Here is a 20,947-nt window from a genome sequence, read left to right on the forward strand (position 1 = left end):
ATAAATAAAAACCAAATACCTGATCATGATGAGAACAAGTTTACTATTTGCATTAATTATAGTCACCTGCTGTACAATTAGTTGTACTAAAGAAGATGAGGTCATCGCCATTAAAAAGGCTACCAACGTATCTAACGGACAGGCGGCTACCATGATCGCGGCATCCTTAGCCACCAGCTCCTACGGTCTTGCCAGCATAAAGAACGATATTACATTTTACGCCAAGACCTTGGGCACCACCAGCGGAAAAGGTTGTGGCATAGAGGATGCCTTTGCGTTTGCCCGGCAAGAACCATCAATGGCGGCCAATAAATACAATTATGCCGTTGGATATAAGAATACTGTAACTTGTCATGATAACCTGCCTGACGGTTTGAGCAGCGTTGTGATCAACAATGGTAGTTTTGATATGGCGACATTATCTTCCATCCATTCGGCCAATTCGACCATTAGTTTAACGCACCTTAACGACGCTAACACCACCAACTACGATCTTTCGGGCGTTTATCAAACCAGCGGCACTTTCCAAACTATTGATGCTACACAACTGGCCGGCAGCAGCAATATCAACATCAGCGTAAATAACCTGCTTGTTAAAAGATCTGACAGGGCCATTGTGAGCGGCACTGCCAGCGTAACGCTTTCGGGAACGGTAAAGTCGAACAAAAACACGTTCGAATACAGTGGCACCATTGTTTTTGAAGGCAATACAGCTGTTTTGGACCTGGGCGGATCAAAATACACTTTGGACCTAACCACCGGCGACGCTGTTGCATTATAGCTCCACTTCTCGCTGAATAATAATTATTTACGTATATTGGCGTTCTAATTAATTCGAACTCAATTGCGTATGAAAAAGCTCAGCCTCATCAGTTTTGCGCTAATCCTGTTTATCAGCGCCTGTAAAAAAGACAAAGCAGTTATCACTGCCGAATTATCTAACGAAGAAGCGATAGAGATCGCATCATCGGCTCTGGCATCAAGTAACGATGGTTTCGCGTCGGTAGCTACCGACCTTAGCCTGAATGCCCAGTTGGTTTACGATCTTAAGTTGGCTTGCGGAGCCACCAAAACATTTTCGGCCACGCACAAAAACAATGCTAATGCCGCGGTGACTTACAATTTCACCTACGGCTACAATTACACCGTAAATTGCAACACTAACAATCTTATCGACAACGTATCAGGATCGGCCACGGCCACCGGCTCGTTTGATGGCCCCAAATTATCAGCCACGCATACCGGCAACGCTACCTTCAGGGTGACTGGTTTAGCCCCAACATCGTTGATCTACATTCTTGATGCAAACTATACCCGTTCAGGCAAATTCACCTCAAAAACAGGTAATCGTGCCAGCGGCACAACTGCCGTCGACCTGGCCGTATCAAACTACAGCGTTAACAAAGTCACCAAAGCCATTACATCAGGCACCGGGACATTAAAGATCACCGGGACTACAGATGCCGGCGCTACATTCACATTTAATGCGGCCATAACGTTCACTAATGATGGTAATGCGACCGTAACGATCAACGGCAGCGCTACCTATATTGTTAACTTGACAACAGGAACTGTGACTAAGAAGTAATTCTTTAAGGTAAAAGGATAAAGGCAAAAGGTCTTTTATACGAAGGGCGTTGTGATGACAGACCACAGTGCCCTTTGTTTTTTGTTCTCGATGAAAAACCTTGGACCTTTCGCCCTTATCCTTTCGCCTAATTCTAAACCGCCGCCACTTTAAAAGGCTTTACATCTATGCGTTCCCAAACGCCTTGTGTTACGTAAGGGTCGCCTTGTTTCCAAGCTTCCAGTTCTTCTTCGGTCTCAAATTGCAGGATCATGGTTGAGCCAACCATCCGGCCTTCATCATCGAGCATGGCTCCGCCCAAAATGAAGTTGCCACTTTCTTTCAATTTCTTAGCGCCTTCTAAATGATGAGGGCGAACATCGAGGCGGCGTTGCAGCGCATCGGGATCGGTATGATCGTAGGCGGTTATCAGGTATTGGTTCATATAGTATGTTAGCGTATTGAATGCGGAACAATGTTAAGTATTATTTCGTTTGGATCTTTCGCGAAAAAAATATGGTCGTTAGTGTATTTTTTACAATATTTGTTTTTTACACCAAGCATTATAACCAATGACCCAGGAGCTGCTGCAAGCATTTGAGAAACACTACAGCAAACCGGCCGACTACGGCTATTTTTCACCCGGCCGTGTTAACCTTATCGGCGAGCATATCGACTACAATGGTGGCCTGGTAATGCCATGCGCGGTCACCTTTGGTACCTACCTGTTGATATCGCCTAACGAGGATAATGTTTTTCGCTTTAAAAGCCTCAATTTTGAGGATGAGTATACTATCCCGCTAAAAGATAGCTACGTAAAAGATGGTACCGGCTGGTTCAACTACCCTATTGGCGTGGTGCATCATTTTGTAAAGGACGGTCATCAATTGGGTGGTCTGGATATGCTTTACTTTGGTAATATCCCTATCGGATCAGGCTTGTCGTCATCAGCTTCTATAGAGGTGGTGACCGCTTTCGCGTTGAACACTTTATATAATGCCGGGTACACTAAGTTGGAATTAGTAAAGATGTCCAAATCGGTAGAGAATAACTTTATCGGTTTAGCGAGTGGCATCATGGATCAGTTCGCGGTAGCTTTTGGCGAAGCTAATAAAGCGTTAATGCTGGATTGCGAAACCTTGAATTACGAAGCAGTAGACAGCAACCTGGGCGAATACGTATTGGCGATCATCAACACCAATAAACCACGCAAACTGGCCGAATCTAAATACAACGAACGCGTAAGCGAGTGTGCTACCGCTTTAGCCGCTTTACAAACCGACCTGCAGATCACCAATCTTTGCGAGATCGATGCAGAGACCTTTAATAAACATAAACACCTGATCACCGACCCGATCGTGTTAAAACGTGCCACCCACGTAGTTGAAGAGAACGACCGTGTGAAATTAGCAGCAAAAGCACTTTCTGAGAACAACCTAGATGAATTTGGCCGTTTAATGTATGCATCGCATGACTCACTACGTGACCTTTACGAAGTAAGCGGTGTGGAGTTAGATTCAGTTGTGGAATATGCCCGCACTAACCCTAATGTTGCAGGTGCCCGTATGACCGGTGCCGGCTTTGGTGGTTGCGCTATCGCTTTGGTTAAAGGTGATGCTTTTGAAGATTTTGCTAAGGAATGCGCTGCTTGCTATACTGATAAGATCGGTTATGCGCCTGATGTTTACAGCTCGCTGATCGGCAATGGTGTTGGTGTTTTGAATGATATACCCGCGCATGCGTAAACTAATTTTAGACGAACTTAACCGACTATCCGTCACTGAGTTTAAGGAGGCTCAAAAGCTGCCCGTGGCTGTGGTGATGGATAACGTACGCAGCATGCATAACGTAGGTTCCATCTTCCGTACCAGCGATGGTTTTGCTGTAGCGCATATTTGCCTGTGCGGGATCACCGGTCAGCCGCCGCACCGCGAGATAGAGAAAACCGCCCTTGGTGCAACCCAATCCATGGATTGGACCTACCACGAAACCACCTTACAAGCCGTAGAAGAACTGAGTGCAAATGGCTATCAGATCATTGCGATTGAGCAGGCCGAGAACAGCACCATGCTGAATACATTCACACCAAATCCGACGCAGAAATACGCCTTAGTATTTGGCAATGAGGTGAATGGTGTAAGCGACGACGTAATGGCCGTAGCCGATACCTGTATCGAGATACCGCAATTTGGCACCAAGCATTCTTTTAACATTGTGGTATCGGCAGGCATTGTTTTATGGGACTTTTACGTAAAATTGGGTCAATAAACAGATCGTAATGAATGCCCTCGCAAAAAAATTGCAAATGAAAGCCGGCAGTCGCTGGCTTTTGTATAACGCCCCGGCCAATTATAGCGATATGTTAGATCCGTTACCCGAGGGCGCGTCAACGTCATTTGCCATCGAAGGTGAATTTGACGGCGTTCAGCTTTTTGTGAAGAACAGCACCGAACTAAGCGAGAATCTTAAGGTGATCGTCCCGGTACTGAAACTGAAAAAAGAGACCATCTTTTGGGTGATCTATCCTAAAAAGTCATCTAACATCCCCAGCGACCTGGAAATGATGAGCAGTTGGGGCGAGTTAGGCACTTACGGCCTAACAGGCGTTGCAGCAGCCGGTGTAGACGCGACCTGGACCGCACTCCGCTTCCGCCCCATCGAGCTATCCAAAATAGCCGATACCCGCAACGAAGAGATCCAAAAGAACGAGTATTCAGAATATATCGACGTTGTAAATAAACAGATCAAACTACCTGAAGAGATAGCTGAAGCACTGGAGAAATTCCCAGCAGCCATGGCTGCGTATCAGTCCCTCTCCTACTCTAACCGTAAAGAGTATGTGCTTTGGATACTGACCGCCAAGCAGGAGAAGACCCGATTGGATAGATTGACCAAAATGGTGGAAAAGTTGCTGTTGGGCAAGAAAAATCCGGCGGAGAAATAGTCTTTCTTAGACCTTTCGTGATCATTATGTTCAAGATATTTCTAATTAATATATTTAATTAGAAATTAAAACATATACTTTATGGCGCATGTTGAATTAACAAAACAAAGCTACCATGGAATTACAGAACGACAACTACACAGACACCCTGACCACTCAGGGCGACGCGACCGAACAGGCAGAAGACCTGGGCGGTACCACCAACTTATCGTTGGATCAATTGAAAGCAGAAGGTGGCACTGCTAGTTTCTCCGAAGACGAGGACGACCTGAACGAGATCAGAACATCCGACGATCTGAACGAACCTGATCCTGATGATGAGGACTTAGATGCTACCGACGCCGATCTGGACGGCGAAGTTTCTGAAGATGACGCATTAGAAGACGATGAGCTGGACGAAGACGATGAAACGGAAGAAGACACTGACCTGCTTGCCGACGATGATGATGACGATCTGGACGAGGAAGAACTTGATGAGGACGACCTTGACGATGATTCCGCAGAAAACCCGGCAAACAACACTTAGGATCTATTAAGCAACAATTGCTAAAGCCGAGGCGGGGATGACTATCTCCGCCTCGGCTTGTTTAAGAGCTTTCCAAAAATGGGGTCAACTAACCTTCTTATCAAACTCAGTGATAAATTCGCTGAAGCAGCTGCAGTTTTTGATGACCTCATCGATATTAAGGTGTTTAAAAATTTCAGGGCAATGCGATTCTTCATATTTCTTATTTGAAGTCAAAGCTTTTAGAGCTTCTTTAGGATCTATAATAAGCATCGGATCTTTTTTAAACGTATGATTGGTTTTATACAATCTGTTGAACGTATCAATATCAGCAAATATCAAAGCTTCTAATTCCCAAATATTCAAAAGCAGTAACCCTTGCTTATTTACCGTTGCATCCAATTCCTTAAACCAATTTTGCTTTGCTGCGAGTTTATCATCTTGGGACTTGAAGCCATCCAGATCACGTATATAAACAACAAATTTGCATCCACTATCCTCGAACTCGACAGGTAATGCACGTCTTATCTTAGGGCTATCCAGTTGATGACCTCTGATGCCTTTCACCAAAGGATAGAATCGAACTATCCCACCATACTTTTTATCTAATAGATTTTTGATGGCCGAAGTATCATTAGGATCTTCGCCGACAAGCCCGACCCTAATCATTCTTCCAGATCTGACATTAACCAATAATCACTGAAGAAACCAACCTCTTTCATGTAACGTTTAGCTTTCGATATCTCAGCATCCGAAAGGTGCCTGATCTGTGTTCCTAACTGACGATCGTAATAAGTGATCAGAATATTATTTAATTCGTCAGAACTTAAATGATCTAAAGCTTTCGGAGAGTGGGTAGATATAATGATCTGCTTTTCTTCGGATTGTTCTTTTAAGAAATCCATCAATAGGTTAAATTGATGGGGGTGGATGCCTAACTCGGGTTCTTCAAGAAGAACTAATCCGTTCGAACTTGTAACTTGTGATATGATATAAAACAAACGTCGCGTACCATCAGATAAATAAGACCAAGGAAGCCATGTATCATTAATTTGAAAGTCTATCTTAATATTCTCTAAAATCAACGTATTACCATCGTTGTAAATGTTGATATTGGGATTAAACCTTAGATTTGTGATTGGCGAATGACGTTTTAAGTTGTCAATAACCCCAGAATCTATCGTTAACCAACTAAGAATATCTTGACTACTGACATTTTCATAACCCCCTTTTAGTTGGGCAAAAAAAATCTGCAAATCAAACATTGACTGATTTACAAAAATAAAGGAGTATGGATCGCCATCTTCCATTATTCCTTCTTTCAAATCAACTTTAATAGTAGAAGCGGTATTAACGATCTCCAAATTGGTCGGAAGATCGAATTGAATGCAAGTTGAATATATCGTCTCATAACCGAGTTGGCTTAAAGTTAATCGGTAATTATACCAAAATGTAACCTCTTGATTTCCAAACTTAAATCTTCCACTATTTCTGGGCGCGTTTGTGTCGGAAAATATAGCCCCGTCAATTTTAAACCGCTCAATGTAGCCCCGCGTAGCATCAATATTTTCGCCGTCTAACTCTAAACTTGAATGAGTTTGTTTTTTAATTTCCAGTTCAAACAAATGATTGTCTTCGGAAACAAATTTTAAATCTGCTGACGTGTAATTTAATCGATTATCTTTTTTATAAGATATAGCTTTATGCAACAACTCGATAAGATTCGACTTACCCGAACCATTTTTGCCAATCAGGACATTTAAGCCTTTTTGGAAAACTATTGTCAAATCGTCAATAGATTTGAATCCTTTTAAATGGGCCTTGTCAAGGTATATTCTAAGTCGCTTTGATTTAGTTGACATAATTCAAATAGTTCTGCTACATTGCAAATGTATCGTTTAAATATACAAAACATCCAACTGAGCGAACATTCCCTCCAAAAACAAAAAATCCCCTCCCGCCGAAGCAGAAGAGGAAAAAACTAAACAAAACGATCTTTATATCAAGCTACACTAACGACAGCGTAGCGAATGACCTAATGACAGCGCAACCTAATGACAAGCGAAGTTTACGCGTAAACCTGCTCGAACACGTTCACCGCATCCTTACTTTCCAGGTTGGTGTGGCCCATCAGAAATTCGTCTACCTTGCGGGCACATTCGCGGCCTTCGGAGATAGCCCAAACTACCAATGATTGTCCGCGGCGCATATCGCCTGCGGCGAATACTTTGCTTACGTTAGTGCGATATGCCTTTTCGGTAGCTTTAACGTTCTTGCGTTCGTCAAGCTCAACGCCCAAGCTTTCCAGCATGCCGGTGTATTGCGGGTTTACGAACCCCATGGCAAGGAACACGCGCTGACAAGGTATCTCACGCTCCGAACCTTCAACCTCGCTAAACTTGATTGGGCGACCTAATACGTCGGTCTCCCAGCTTACGTCGGTAACTTTAAGGGCGCGCAAGTTGCCTTGCTCGTCGCCCAAAAACTCTTTGGTGTTAACGCCGAAGTGACGTTCGCAACCTTCCTCGTGTGATGAGGTTACTTTAAGCACCATCGGGTAAGTTGGCCAAGGCATAGCAGCCGTACGCGAAGCAGGCGGTTGCACCATCACCTCAAATTGACGAATAGACGCCGCACCCTGACGGTTTGATGTACCTACACAATCAGAACCGGTGTCGCCACCGCCGATCACTACTACATCTTTACCGGTCGCGATGATCTCTTCCATTTCGAAAGCGATGTTAGCCACACGCTTGTTCTGCTGCTTTAAAAAGTCCATCGCAAAATGGATGCCTTTAAACTCGCGGCCCGGGATAGGCAGGTTACGCGGGATGGTTGATCCTCCAGCCATAACAACCGCATCGTGGCTGCGAACCAGCTCATCAGCGGCGATATCTTTACCCACTTCGGTATTGTATTTAAAGGTGATGCCGTCCTCTTCCATCAGTTTCACACGGCGTTCCACTACCCATTTCTCTAACTTAAAATCTGGGATACCGTAGCGTAATAAGCCGCCTGCATGGTCGTCGCGCTCGTAAACGGTAACGCTGTGGCCTGCTTTGTTCAACTGAGCGGCAGCAGCTAAGCCCGCAGGACCAGACCCTACTACGGCTACCTTTTTGCCGGTCTTTAGGATAGGCGCTGTTGGGCGTACCATACCTTTTTCCCAGGCTATCTCAATGATGTGTTTTTCTATCTCCTCGATAGCTACCGGTGGCTTATTAATGCCTAACACACATGCCGATTCGCATGGTGCAGGGCATATCCTGCCGGTAAACTCGGGGAAGTTATTGGTAGATGATAATATCTGGTAAGCCTCGTCCCATTTTTTGCGGTAAACGGCATCATTAAACTCGGGTATCACATTCCCAAGTGGGCAACCGTTATGGCAAAATGGGATACCGCAATTCATACAGCGGGCCGATTGCTCATTCAACTTCTCCGCGCTGTATTGGCCTACAAACTCGTTATAATTTTTAACCCTGTCCGCTACAGGTCTTTTTGACGGCAACTCGCGGTCAAATTCCTGAAATCCTGTTGGTTTTCCCATCTCTTAATTGGTTGCCTGGTATTGTTTCTGTAATAAAACCTTTTTGTATTCCTGCGGGAATACTTTTACAAATTTGGTCATGGCCACGGTCCATGTGTTCAAGATATCCTGTGCCACGGTACTGCCGGTCAGCTGTACGTGTTTGCGCAATAGGGTCATAATCTCTTCTTCGTCCTGTGGTGTCAATTGGTCAAGATCCACCATCTCGCGGTTGCAGTTATCAGCAAAAGTGCCTGCTGCATCGTAGATCCAGGCTATACCGCCGCTCATACCTGCGCCAAAGTTTCGGCCTGTTTTTCCTAAGATCAACGCGCGTCCACCGGTCATGTACTCGCAACCGTGATCGCCAATGCCCTCAACAACTGCGGTAGCGCCCGAGTTACGCACTGCGAAACGCTCGCCGGCCATACCACGGATAAACAAGTTACCCGACGTTGCACCGTAAAGCGCCACGTTACCGATGATCATGTTATCCTCAGGTGTAAAGGTCGCTTTAGCCGACGGATAGACCGCCAACTGAGCTCCAGATAAGCCTTTACCAACGTAGTCATTCGCTTCGCCCTCTAATTCAAAAGACAAGCCTTTGGCAGTGAACGCGCCAAAACTTTGACCGGCCGAACCCTGGAATTTATAGTTGATGGTATTGTCCGGTAATCCGGCTGAACCATATTTTTTAGATATCTCGTTAGATAAAAGCGTGCCGATGGTACGATCAGTATTTTTCACCTCAAATGACGCGAATACAGGCGTTTGATCTTCAATAGCCGGACCAGCCGTCTCGAACAGTTTCCAATCGATGATATCGGCCATGCCGTGATCTTGCGACTCGCTGTTGTATAACGTTACGCCGCGTTGATTGCTCACCGGGTGCAACATGCCCGACAGGTCGATCTTCTTAGCTTTCCAGCTCTTCAGGTTATCCCTAACTTTCAGGAACTGTACGCGGCCCACCATATCGTTAATGGTACGGAAACCAAGGTCGGCCATGATCTCGCGCAGTTCTTCAGCGATGAACTGGAACAAGTTCACGATATGATCCGGTTGACCAGAGAATAGTTTACGCAATTCAGGATCCTGAGTAGCCACACCCACAGGGCAGGTATTCAGGTGACATTTACGCATCATGATACAGCCGCCGGCAACCAGGGCAGCAGTAGCCACACCCCATTCTTCGGCACCCATCAGGGCGGCGATAGCGATATCGCGACCGGTCTTTAACTGACCATCCGTTTGCAGCACCACACGGCTGCGCAATTTAGCGCGAACCAATGTTTGATGCGCTTCGGCCAAACCAAGCTCCCAAGGTAAGCCCGCGTGTTTGATCGAGCTGATCGGCGATGCACCAGTACCGCCATCGTAACCCGCAACCAGGATCACGTCGGCATGGGCTTTTGCCACACCGGCTGCGATAGTACCTACACCCGCTTTTGATACCAACTTAACGTTGATACGGGCAGCACGGTTAGCGTTCTTTAAGTCGAAGATCAGCTGGGCCAAGTCCTCGATCGAATAAATATCATGGTGCGGCGGCGGCGATATCAAACCAACACCCGGTGTAGAGTGACGGGTCTTAGCGATCCAATCATCAACCTTGTGGCCCGGTAATTGGCCACCTTCGCCCGGTTTTGCGCCCTGCGCCATTTTTATCTGCAACTCATCGGCGTTGGTCAGGTAGTTAGAGGTCACCCCAAAACGGGCCGACGCTACCTGCTTGATGGCCGAACGCATCGAATCGCCGTTAGGCATCGTCTTGTAACGCATTTCGTCCTCGCCGCCCTCGCCGGTATTACTTTTGCCGCCAACGCGGTTCATGGCAATGGCTAAAGTACTGTGCGCCTCGTGCGATATCGAACCGAAGGACATCGCGCCGGTAGCGAAACGCCTCATGATCTCGGTCGCCGGTTCTACCTCGTCAATAGAGATAGCCTCGCGGTGATGAGCAAAATCCAGCAAGCCACGCAGGGTGTAATGCTTCTCGGTCTGCTCATTAATCGCCTTGGCGTATTGTTTGTAAACGTTGTAATCGTTAGTACGGGTAGCGTGCTGCAGCAAGTGCACCGTTTGCGGGTTGAATAAGTGAGCCTCGCCACGGCGTTTCCACTGGTAAATACCACCCTCAGGCAGTAATTTAGTTTCTTCTTTAGAGCTTGATGCAAAGCCAACGTTATGTTTGCTGATCGCCTCGCGGGCTATCTCATCTAAACCTAAGCCGCCGATACGGGTAACCCCGCCCACAAAATATTTGTCGACAACAGCCTTATTCAGACCTAATATCTCGAACATTTGCGAACCGTGGTACGATTGCAGCGTAGAGATACCCATTTTAGAGAATATCTTCAGCAAGCCATCGTTTACCGCTTTTACATAGTTCTTCAACAGATATTTGATTTCCAGATCGGTATCTAAGCTGCCGTTGTTTTTAACGGTCTCGATGGTAGATTGCGCCAAATAAGGGTTGATCGCACTTGCACCAAAGGCCAACAAAGTAGCAAAGTGATGCACTTCCCAAATGTCACCGGCCTCAACAACTAAACCTACCGAACCACGGCAGCCTTTTTTGATCAGGTGGTGATGCACAGCAGATACCGCCAATAGCGACGGGATAGGCGCATGCTCCGAGTCGATCGCACGATCCGACAGGATCAATACCTCAAAACCATCTTCAACAGCATCCTCAGCGTAGCGACAAAGGCGGCTTAAGGCTTTTTCCATGCGGCCGGGCTGACCATCGGCAGTGAAATAAGTTTGTAATGTTTTAGCGTGGAAAGAACCGGTATCGATACTACGCAGTTTTTCCAGCTGATGATTTTTAAGGATCGGGTGTTTTAGCATTACGCAGTGGCAATGCATTTTATCCTCGTCCAGCAGGTTGCCGTTGTTGCCGATAAAGGCATTCAGGCTCATCACCAAACGCTCGCGGATCGGATCGATCGGCGGGTTGGTCACCTGCGCAAAGAACTGCTTAAAGTAGCTCGACAAATGCTGAGGTTTATCCGAAAGGATAGCCAAAGGCACGTCGGTACCCATAGATCCGATCGGCTCTTTACCGTCGGTAGCCATCGGTTTGATGATGGTATCGATGTCTTCGCGGCTGTAACCAAATACCTGCTGGTACTTAAATACAGCATCTTCGCTCAGGCTTGCGAAAGCCAAACGTGGCTCGGCAAGGTTGCCTAAAATAATTTTATAATTCTCTAACCAACGGCCATAAGGCTGTTGGCCGGTGATCTTCTGCTTGATCTCTTCGTCGGCAATAATGCGGCCTTCGGTAGTATCAACCAATAGCATTTTGCCCGGCTGTAAACGGCCTTTTTGAATAATGGTCGACTCGTCGATAGCCAATACACCCGCCTCTGATGCCGCGATCACACGGTTATCATTGGTCACCGCGTAACGTAATGGACGTAAGCCGTTACGATCTAACACCGCGCCTACCAATTTACCATCGGTAAAGCAGATCGCAGCAGGGCCATCCCATGGCTCCATCAGGGTAGCATGATACTCGTAGAACGCCTTTTTGATCGGGTCCATCTGCTCGTTGCCATCCCAAGCCTCAGGCACCAGCATCATCATTACGTGCGGTAACGAACGGCCCGAGTGTAGCAATATCTCGATGATATTATCCAAACAAGCCGAATCCGACTGCGCGCTGTCGATCACCGGCAGCAACATCTCCATCTCTTCGTTTGTGAAGTAGGTAGATGCATAAGACTTTAAGCCCGAGTAGAACCAGTTCAGGTTACCGGTCAGCGTGTTGATCTCGCCATTGTGGGCGATAAAACGGAATGGCTGGGCCAATTTCCACGATGGGAAAGTATTGGTAGAGAAACGTGAGTGGATGAGCGCAAAGCCCGATGCTACACGCGGATCAGCAAGATCGGTAAAGTATTGACGCAGCTGGTAAGTGGTCAGCTGACCTTTATAAATAATAGTTTTGCAAGACAGCGAGGTGAAGTAAAGATCCTCGGCGCCAACTATCGTCTCGTTAACGGTTTTGGTGATGAAACGACGCAACACGTACAGTTTACGCTCAAAATCATCAATATTAGTAATAGCATGCGGGCGCAGGATATAAACCTGCTCAGCATCCGGTTCAGCTTCGCGGGCGGTTTCGCCGATCACAGAGCTGTTCACTTCCATTTTACGGTAACCTAAAATAGGCATGCCCAAACGCTCGGCCGCAGACGCGATCACCGAACGGCAGGCTTTCTTGATCGTACTATCCTTAGGGAAAAAGACCATACCCACCCCGTACTCGCCCGGCTCAGGGAGGACTATCTCCAGATCAGCACATTCTTCCAGCAAAAATTCGTGAGGGAGTTGCAGCAAAATACCCGCGCCATCGCCCGAGAGGGGATCACAGCCGCAAGCGCCGCGGTGCTCCATATTCTCCAGAATGGTGAGTGCATCGTTTACTATTTGGTTAGACTTATGTCCGTTGATGTGTGCAATAAATCCTGTTCCACAGGAGTCGTGTTCAAATTCGGGCCTGTAAAGACCCGTCTGTTCATATTCAGCTCGTTCCATCGGTATCCTCGTTTACAAGTGGTGTAATTACGAAAATACAAAACCTGACGGACATAATGAAAACATCATAAATTTTTGAGCATTTCTAAAAAAACAATATAAAAACTCGTCTAAAAATTAACATTATGGTATTATTTTATTAATTTATTTAACATTTTACAAATTTAAACCTCGGGTTATTGTAGATAATACACCATTGAAATACTACCATTTCGGTATAGAATACCTGAAAAATTAAGAAGTTGTTAGAAAATTAAATTTTAACCAAACAAAATACCGCGAAAACCGTGTTCCGCGTCCTTATATATAGGTATGCAAAACATGGCATCGACAACAAACCGATCTTTACTATCTTTGCTGCAAAAAAAGATAGCATGGCTGGTAAACACAAAGCGGTATTTTTAGACAGGGACGGCGTATTGAATCGCGAAATGGGTGACTACGTTTGCAAGGTCGAAGATTTCCATATCCTGGATAACTTCGACGCCCTAAAACAACTGCAAGACCGGGGCTACATGCTGTTAGTGGCCACCAACCAGGGCGGCCTAGCCAAAGGCTGGTACAACGAGACCGAGCTGGGCAAAATGCACCAACTATTAAAAGAGACCTACGCCGACCACGGCGTAACCATCACCGATTTTTTCTACTGCCCGCACCACCCCAACTTTACCGGCGACTGTGATTGCCGCAAACCAAAACCGGGCCTGCTATTACAAGGCATAGCCAAATACGGCATCGAACCATCGTTATCTTATTTCATTGGCGATCGTGAGCGCGATGTTATTGCAGGTGAAGCTGCCGGGGTTAAAGGTATATTGATAGATAGTGATCAGCCGATAGCGACGGTTTTGGATCAGATAGCGTAAGCCCCCCGGCCCTCTAAAGGGGAGTAGAAATATCAACGGAAACGAATGATCAGGAAAAGGAAAGAACAAAGCCCATCAAAAAGTTCCCCCTTTAGGGGGTTAGGGGGCTTGATGTTTTTGCTTTTTGGTGCTCTTGCCTTCTACATCATCCACCTGTTCTCCAAATACAGCGGCATCGGCATTTCGCCTGACTCGATCATGTATGCGAGTACGGCGCAGAATATCCATGATCATTTTTCGCTGCTTACTTATAATGGTAAGCCGATCACTTTCTTCCCGGTCTTTTATCCTTTCTTTTTAAATATCTGCATCTTCCTATCGGGAGGTGCAACGCCGGTTGCCACCGGACCGGTGATCAATGGTTTGCTTTACATGGCTACCGTGTTCACGACGGGTTATATCGCTAACAAATTCCGCGCGCCGTCTTATATATATACATGTTTGATCTTGGCGGCTGTGGTGTTAAGCCCGGCTTTGCAGCAGATCTATATGTATCTATGGTCGGAGACCTTATTTATATTAGAGATATTACTTTTCCTGATCGCCTGGTATAGATACCAGCGGTCGAGAAGCGTGAAGGGATTGGTCATTGCGGGTATAATTGCCGCGATATGTTGCCTAACACGCTATGCTGGGATAACGGTTATCGCTACAGGTGGTTTGTTATTGATATTAGATAACGCGCTGAGCATTAAGCAGCGCTTAAGCCGCTTGGTGCTTTTTGGAGGCGTGGGTATCTCGCTATTAGCCGCCAATCTTTTACTGAACCGATTATCTACAGGGTACAGCACGGGCACACGCCTGCCTGCTAATACGCCTTTTGTGGAGAATATGCACTTTTTTGGCATGGTGATGTTGGATTGGTTCGGTCTGCCGGGCAAGTTCGAGGCGGCCGGTGTTATTGTGGCAGCCGTAGTGATCATTGCGCTGATCGTGCTATTATTAATAGGTATCAGTCGGCGCAGGCTTGGGACCTTAGAGTTTATCACCACCTCTTTTGCATTGGTTTATGGCTTATTTATTTTGACCATTGCAAGTATCTCCCGCTTTGAGCAAATGAACAGCAGGCTGTTATCACCCATGCTGATACCTTTATTATTAGCGTTTACCTGCTGGGCGCCTGATATGTTAACATGTTTTAGATCTTTTAAGAAACGGTTATTGGCGACGCCTTTCGTCTGCTTGATACTTGCCTTAAACTATAGCTACACCCGCACCGATCTTGAGCTTTACGAGGCCTATCGCGAATATGGCATCCCGGGCTACACGGATGACGATTGGAACAAGTCGGACTTTGTGCAGTATCTGAAAACTCATCGCAATAGCTTTAAACCGGGGTATCCTATTTATACAGACGCTGATGAGGCGGTGTATATGTTCGCCGGGCGACAGTCTAAGTTGTTGCCGCATGTGTTTTTTGGTAAGGATGTGGCGATGTTCTATCAGGAGCAAAAGTTTTATCTGATCGATTTTAAGAGAGTCACTACTAAGGAGTTATTGCCTGTGGAGGATGTTTTGAAGCGGAAGAAAATGGTGAAGGTTTATGATGGGATTGATGGGGCGGTGTATCTTTATGAGGGTAAATAAAACTTAAAATGCTTATTGATATTTTTTTCATATTTTTATTTTATTGGTTCAACCAGCCCTGTCAATAAATATGAAATCGATTTCTACGTTAACTTTTCAACATACATTAAAAGACATTCACAAAAATACCGACAATCGAAAGTTCTGTTTTGTGCTAGGGGCTGGTGCAAGCCGAAAGAGTGGTATACCTACTGGCGGAGAGTTATCAAAAAGATGGTTTTCGGAAATCAAAGAACGAATAGATACAACTGAGTTTAGTTCTTGGCTAAAAGATCAAAAGATTAATAAAAGTGATTTAGCAGCATCTTATGGTAGTATTTATCGCAAACGTTTTGAAAACGATAAAACTTCTGGTTATGAATTTTTAGTGCAGGAAATGAAAACTGCCAAGCCAAGTTTTGGGCACATTATACTAGCTCAAATATTAAGTCGAACATCCGGACATTGCGTATTAACTACAAACTTTGACAGTTTAGTTGAATCATCCGTTTACCAATTCACAAACAAAACCCCGTTAGTATGTGGACACGAATCACTAAGTGGTTATGCTCGTCCTTCCAAAACTCACCCGCTAATTGTTAAAATACATCGAGATCTTCTACTTGCACCTAAAAGTGACCCTGACGAGATCAGTGAATTAGACCCAGGATGGAAGGAACCATTGGATCTCATTTTCAGCACCCACATTCCCATTGTTATTGGGTACGGAGGAAACGATGGTAGCCTAATGAGCTACTTCGAAAAAATGAATAAACCAAGCAACTTCTTTTGGTGTGGATTAGACGAGTCTAATCTTTCTGAAAGAATCAAAAAGCTTATTGATAAGCATGATGGCCGCTTTGTTAAAGTTGACGGCTTCGATGAACTAATGCACAAATTACTATTGGTATTCGATGAGATTAAACCTATAAAAGAGGAACTTCAAGATATTACAAATGAGCGCATTGTTATCGCAAACAAGCAGTTTGAAGAAATAAATTCAATAATCGGCACAGATAAAGTAAGCACCAAAACTGAAAATAGATTATTAGAAACAACTCGTGAACTTTCAACTTTGGAATACGATTCCTTAGCTCAAAAGGAGTCCAATCTGGAAAAGAAAAAAGAAATTTATCTAACTGCATTGGCAAAATACCCAACGACAAGTTGGTTGTGGGGAAAATTTATTCACTTTTTAGAAGTAGAGAAAAGAGAAACAGACAATCTCGATTTTTACTATCAACAAGCATTGCAGCATAACACAGATGAGGCAGATTTATTTGAGAATTATGCGGTGTATTTAGACAATATTAAAAATGACGATGTCAAGGCTGAAGAATTTTATTTAAAAGCAATCGCATTAGATGAAAAAAATGCCAATTATTTGGGCAATTATGCGACTTTCTTAAAACATAATAAAAATAACGCTGTGGAGTCAGAAAGATACTTTCTAAAATCTTTTCAATTTGACCCTTACGATCCAAATAATAATGGCAATTACGCCCAACTACTTTTGGAAAGAGGCGATTTAGAAAAAGCGCAGACTTATGTTAACACAGCAATAAAATTTGCCACTGAAAATGCTGTATTAGTTGAACAATGGTTTTATAGATATGCGCATTATTTTGAAAACTATTTAACACAGGCCGAAGCCCAATTAGAAGATCTCTTGAGTAAAGGTATACGTAGTCTTGGTTGGAATTTTGATGGTAATATAAAACAAGCCAAAGCGCAAAACCATCCTAATGAAGAAAAGTTAATTGATTTTGCGAGAAGAATTATTTCGAAGTAACCGATTGCGGTTATTTGACCATTCAATCTAAACTCCGATAGGAACGGAAAGCCCCGACCCAAGGAGGGCTTGCAGTGGATAGCGGGGCTAACGGCCGCTATGGAATACTGACCGTTAATTTTCAAAAATTCTCACAAGTCATGTTGAACTTGTTTCAACACCCCACTTGCATTGTTGCCATTGTTACTGACCTACTTGATGGGGTGCCGAAATAAATTCGGCATGACCTGTTTTTAAATATACCAATGACAGCGCAGCGTAATGACCCAATGACGCCGAAGGCTTAATGACTGCGCAGCAATGTCTACCTATTAGGTATATAATTTTCAAACGTTTTTTGTTTTTATAAATATCTGTCTATATTTGCCGCACCTCCTCTGAGAAGGTATGTTATAATGAACGTTTTACAACTACATCATCTGCATCTTAACCATCACCACCATGTGGTGATCAGATAATGTTATGTTTCTACGCGAAACAATTGAGTTGCGTTCATATTATAGATACTTAAAATACTTCCCTTTTGAAAACATTAAAAATAGCGATCCAAAAATCGGGTCGGCTCAACGAAAAGTCTGTTGAACTTTTAAAGAATTGCGGTCTTAGTTTCGAGAACTACAAAAGTTCGCTGATATCGCCGGTATCAAATTTCCCTTTAGAGATCCTGTTTTTGCGCGATGATGATATCCCTGAATATGTTCAGGATGGTATTGCCGATCTGGGTATCGTTGGCGAGAACGTGATCCAGGAGACCGAAGTAAAAGTGAGCTACCTGCAAAAACTGGGCTTTGGTAAATGCTCACTTAAAGTGGCGATCACCAACAACTCGGACATTGAACAACTGAGCGACCTGAACGGTAAGTCGATCGCTACCACTTACCCGGTTATCCTGGGTAAATTCTTACAGAAGAACTCGATAGACGCTGATATCCGCACCATTTCCGGTTCGGTAGAGATATCTCCGGGTCTTGGTTTGGCCGACGCGATCTGCGATCTGGTATCTACCGGTGGTACATTGAAAAGCAACGGCTTAAAAGCGTTTGCCGATGTGATGAGCAGCGAAGCCGTATTGATCGGCCGTAAAGGCAGCGAGAACGATATCCTGATCCAGGAACTGATCCAACGCATCCAGTCGGTATTACGCGCTAAGGAAACCAAATACGTAGTGTTGAACGCGCCAAGCGCTAACCTGGCCGAGGTATTGGCTTTGTTGCCGGGTGTAAAAAGCCCATCGGTAGTGCCATTGGCCGAAGAAGGTTGGGTAGCCGTGCACACGGTGATCCCTGAGCGCGATTTCTGGGACCGCATCAGTCAGCTTAAACAAGCCGGCGCGCAAGGCATTGTTGTGATGCCGATAGAGAAGATCATACTTTAAGAGCCAAGCCCCCCGGCCCCCTAAAGGGGGAGTTAGGAGGGCGGCTTATAAATTACTGTTCCCCCTTTAGGGGGTTAGGGGGCTTTATGAAGACATACAATTATTCCAACTTAAGCAAGGCAGCTATTGCCGATCTGGTGCAGCGTAATGTTGATCCGGCTAACGAGATACGCTCGGTGGTTGAGGAGATCATTAACAATGTGCAGCAGCATGGCGATAAGGCGCTGATAGATTACGCCAAACGCTTTGACAAGGTAGAGCTGGATAAACTTTATTTAGGTAAAGAAGAACTGGCCGAACTGGCATCAACCTTGGCTAATGACCAGAAAGCTGCTTTAAGAACGGCTTACGATAATATCTACAAGTTCCACTCGACTCAGGTGAAAACCGAAGATAAAGTGGAGACCATGCCCGGTGTTACCTGCTGGCGCGAAGCAAGACCGGTAGAGAAGGTCGGGCTGTATATTCCCGGTGGATCCGCTGTGTTGCCGAGTACTTTTTTGATGCTTGGGATACCTGCCCGCATTGCCGGCTGCCACGAGATCGTAGTATGTTCGCCGCCGCAAAAGAGTGGTAAGGTGAATGCTTTTATAGCCTACGTTGCCGAGCTGTTGGACATCGACCGTATTTATTTGGCGGGTGGCGCGCAAGCGATAGCCGCGATGGCTTACGGTACCGAAAGTATTACTAAGGTAGATAAGATCTTTGGCCCGGGTAACCAGTTCGTCACCAAAGCCAAGACCATTATACAATCGACCACGACTACGGCTATCGATATGCCTGCCGGACCATCGGAGGTGTTGGTGATCGCTGACGAAACAGCTAATCCATCCTTTATAGCTGCCGACCTGCTGGCCCAGGCCGAACATGGTATCGATTCGCAATCTATACTTGTCGCTACATCGGCAGATATCATAGCACAAGCTATTGCCGAAGTTGAAAAGCAAGTAAGCGTACTACCACGTGCCGAGATAGCCGCGCAAGCAATCGCGCATTCCTACGCCGTATTGGTGAAAGAGCTGGACGAGGCGATGCAGTTCAGCAACGTTTATGCACCTGAACACCTGATCCTGGCGACCGAGAACTGGCAGCAGATCACGGGCAAGATCATTAATGCAGGCTCGGTATTTTTAGGTAACCTGACACCGGAGAGCGTAGGCGACTACGCATCGGGCACTAACCATACCCTGCCTACCAGCGCTTACGCAAGGGCGTATTCGGGTGTATCGGTAGATTCATTTGTCAAGAAGATCACCTTTCAACATATATCGCCTGAAGGGATACAAAATATAGGCCCAACGGTAGAGGTACTGGCGGAGATGGAGGGGTTGCATGCGCATAAGAATGCGGTGAGTGTGAGGTTGGGAATCCAGTGATCGGTGACCGGTTAATTAGTGATCAGTAAAAATAACACAATGCACGTCATTGCGAGGAACGAAGCAATCCTCGGCAGGCAGAGCGGCTCTGCTTATCGGGGATCGCCACGCCGCTGATAGAAGCTCCTCGCGATGACGAAACTTTTAATTACGATGTTCAAATTCAATAAAATACTATATTGCCTAACTTCTATAGTACTTCTTTGGGGATGCTCCGGAGAAAGAAAAAGTTCTGTGGCAGATAGTACAAATATTGTATCGCAGGACTCGTCAACAAAAACTCCAGCTCAAGCCGGTGCGGCGTTAGTGCCTTATAAACTGAACGAAGATTATACCGTCATTGATACCGGTGCTTATGGCGACGACGGACCGATGGCAGGTGGCACTTATGCCATTATTACAAAAAATAAAATATTGGTAGACACTATTGATCTGTCTTTTGGGATGAAAAAAATCAAGGACGGTGCTTACCTATATCAAACAGTTAAGTCTTGGCCACCTGACCCTGAAATAGATCAAGACAAAAATTCGATCTGGGGTTCTACAGCTGAGTACTGTATTATAGAAAACGGCCGTAAAACCTTACTTGAAAAATTGGCCCCGAATCTTGACAATTATTTTTCATCGCCGAATGTGATCGGCAATAAGATCTATTACTGGCAATTAGCCAAGGTCGATACCGTAGGTGGTCTAAAGTTATCTGCCGGGCAATTGGATCTTACCGATCGTAAAACGACTAATCATTATTTATTTGACGACATTTTGGAAACAGATGATGCAGGTTATTTTTGCGCACCATATGCAAAAAATGACACTATATTTTTTGTCCAGGACAACAAGATCAAAAAGTTCTCCAAAGACTTCAAACCCTACTTTTAA

At 45.2% G+C, this 20,947-nt stretch carries 17 protein-coding genes; 12 read left to right on the top strand and 5 right to left on the bottom strand.

Features of this window, described 5'->3' with window-relative positions:
• Positions 1–25 precede the first annotated feature (25 nt).
• Entirely contained in the window at positions 26–781 is a 756-nt protein-coding gene (locus IRJ16_RS12545; RefSeq protein WP_194111929.1) for a hypothetical protein, read from the top strand.
• 69 nt (positions 782–850) lie between these two features.
• Positions 851–1,588: a hypothetical protein gene (locus IRJ16_RS12550; RefSeq protein WP_194111930.1), complete on the top strand. Its 738-nt coding sequence runs from the start codon at positions 851–853 to the stop codon at positions 1,586–1,588.
• Between the two features lie 133 nt (positions 1,589–1,721).
• Here IRJ16_RS12550 and IRJ16_RS12555 read toward each other — a convergent pair whose 3' ends face one another.
• Positions 1,722–2,012 (bottom strand): YciI family protein, encoded by a 291-nt coding sequence (locus IRJ16_RS12555; RefSeq protein WP_194111931.1) that lies wholly within the window; start codon positions 2,010–2,012, stop codon positions 1,722–1,724.
• A 127-nt stretch (positions 2,013–2,139) separates the two neighbouring features.
• Here IRJ16_RS12555 and IRJ16_RS12560 point away from each other — a divergent pair, with 127 nt between their 5' ends.
• The 4 genes from IRJ16_RS12560 to IRJ16_RS12575 all read left to right on the top strand — a co-directional run bounded on the left by IRJ16_RS12560 (position 2,140) and on the right by IRJ16_RS12575 (position 5,037).
• Positions 2,140–3,312 (top strand): galactokinase, encoded by a 1,173-nt coding sequence (locus IRJ16_RS12560; RefSeq protein WP_194111933.1) that lies wholly within the window; start codon positions 2,140–2,142, stop codon positions 3,310–3,312.
• Entirely contained in the window at positions 3,305–3,835 is a 531-nt protein-coding gene (locus IRJ16_RS12565) for an RNA methyltransferase (RefSeq protein ID WP_194111934.1), read from the top strand. Before IRJ16_RS12560 ends, IRJ16_RS12565 begins: the two co-directional genes overlap by 8 nt.
• Positions 3,836–3,845: 10 nt before the next feature.
• A complete protein-coding gene (locus tag IRJ16_RS12570; protein ID WP_194111936.1) occupies positions 3,846–4,511 on the top strand; it encodes a YdeI/OmpD-associated family protein in 666 nt (221 codons plus the stop codon).
• A 115-nt stretch (positions 4,512–4,626) separates the two neighbouring features.
• Positions 4,627–5,037, top strand: coding sequence for a hypothetical protein (locus IRJ16_RS12575; protein ID WP_194111938.1), 411 nt, complete (start codon positions 4,627–4,629; stop codon positions 5,035–5,037).
• 84 nt (positions 5,038–5,121) lie between these two features.
• Here the strand turns inward: IRJ16_RS12575 and IRJ16_RS12580 are convergent, their stop codons facing one another.
• The 4 genes from IRJ16_RS12580 to gltB form a co-directional block, all read right to left on the bottom strand.
• Positions 5,122–5,685: a DUF4276 family protein gene (locus IRJ16_RS12580; protein ID WP_194111939.1), complete on the bottom strand. Its 564-nt coding sequence runs from the start codon at positions 5,683–5,685 to the stop codon at positions 5,122–5,124.
• Positions 5,682–6,878, bottom strand: coding sequence for an AAA family ATPase (locus IRJ16_RS12585; protein WP_194111941.1), 1,197 nt, complete (start codon positions 6,876–6,878; stop codon positions 5,682–5,684). The genes IRJ16_RS12580 and IRJ16_RS12585 overlap by 4 nt, the downstream gene beginning before the upstream one ends.
• Positions 6,879–7,084: 206 nt before the next feature.
• Positions 7,085–8,566, bottom strand: a complete 1,482-nt coding sequence (locus tag IRJ16_RS12590) for a glutamate synthase subunit beta (RefSeq protein WP_194111942.1) — start codon at positions 8,564–8,566, stop codon at positions 7,085–7,087.
• 3 nt (positions 8,567–8,569) lie between these two features.
• Positions 8,570–13,093, bottom strand: coding sequence for a glutamate synthase large subunit (gene gltB / locus IRJ16_RS12595; protein WP_194111943.1), 4,524 nt, complete (start codon positions 13,091–13,093; stop codon positions 8,570–8,572).
• 374 nt (positions 13,094–13,467) lie between these two features.
• Between gltB and IRJ16_RS12600 the strand changes: the two genes are divergently transcribed.
• The 6 genes from IRJ16_RS12600 to IRJ16_RS12625 all read left to right on the top strand — a co-directional run bounded on the left by IRJ16_RS12600 (position 13,468) and on the right by IRJ16_RS12625 (position 20,947).
• On the top strand, positions 13,468–13,959 hold the full coding sequence (locus IRJ16_RS12600; RefSeq protein WP_194111945.1) for a D-glycero-alpha-D-manno-heptose-1,7-bisphosphate 7-phosphatase: 492 nt from the start codon (positions 13,468–13,470) through the stop codon (positions 13,957–13,959).
• A 111-nt stretch (positions 13,960–14,070) separates the two neighbouring features.
• Positions 14,071–15,546, top strand: coding sequence for a hypothetical protein (locus tag IRJ16_RS12605; protein WP_194111947.1), 1,476 nt, complete (start codon positions 14,071–14,073; stop codon positions 15,544–15,546).
• Positions 15,547–15,616: 70 nt separating this feature from the next.
• The gene (locus IRJ16_RS12610) at positions 15,617–17,317 is read left to right on the top strand and encodes a hypothetical protein (protein ID WP_194111948.1); all 1,701 of its coding nucleotides are present in this window, start codon (positions 15,617–15,619) and stop codon (positions 17,315–17,317) included.
• 523 nt (positions 17,318–17,840) lie between these two features.
• Positions 17,841–18,692, top strand: a complete 852-nt coding sequence (gene hisG, locus IRJ16_RS12615; RefSeq protein ID WP_194111949.1) for an ATP phosphoribosyltransferase — start codon at positions 17,841–17,843, stop codon at positions 18,690–18,692.
• A gap of 86 nt (positions 18,693–18,778) precedes the next feature.
• Positions 18,779–20,068: a histidinol dehydrogenase gene (gene hisD, locus IRJ16_RS12620; protein ID WP_194111951.1), complete on the top strand. Its 1,290-nt coding sequence runs from the start codon at positions 18,779–18,781 to the stop codon at positions 20,066–20,068.
• A 132-nt stretch (positions 20,069–20,200) separates the two neighbouring features.
• Positions 20,201–20,947, top strand: coding sequence for a hypothetical protein (locus IRJ16_RS12625; RefSeq protein WP_194111952.1), 747 nt, complete (start codon positions 20,201–20,203; stop codon positions 20,945–20,947).

The organism is Mucilaginibacter myungsuensis (genome assembly GCF_015222005.1).
Lineage (GTDB): Bacteria > Bacteroidota > Bacteroidia > Sphingobacteriales > Sphingobacteriaceae > Mucilaginibacter > Mucilaginibacter myungsuensis.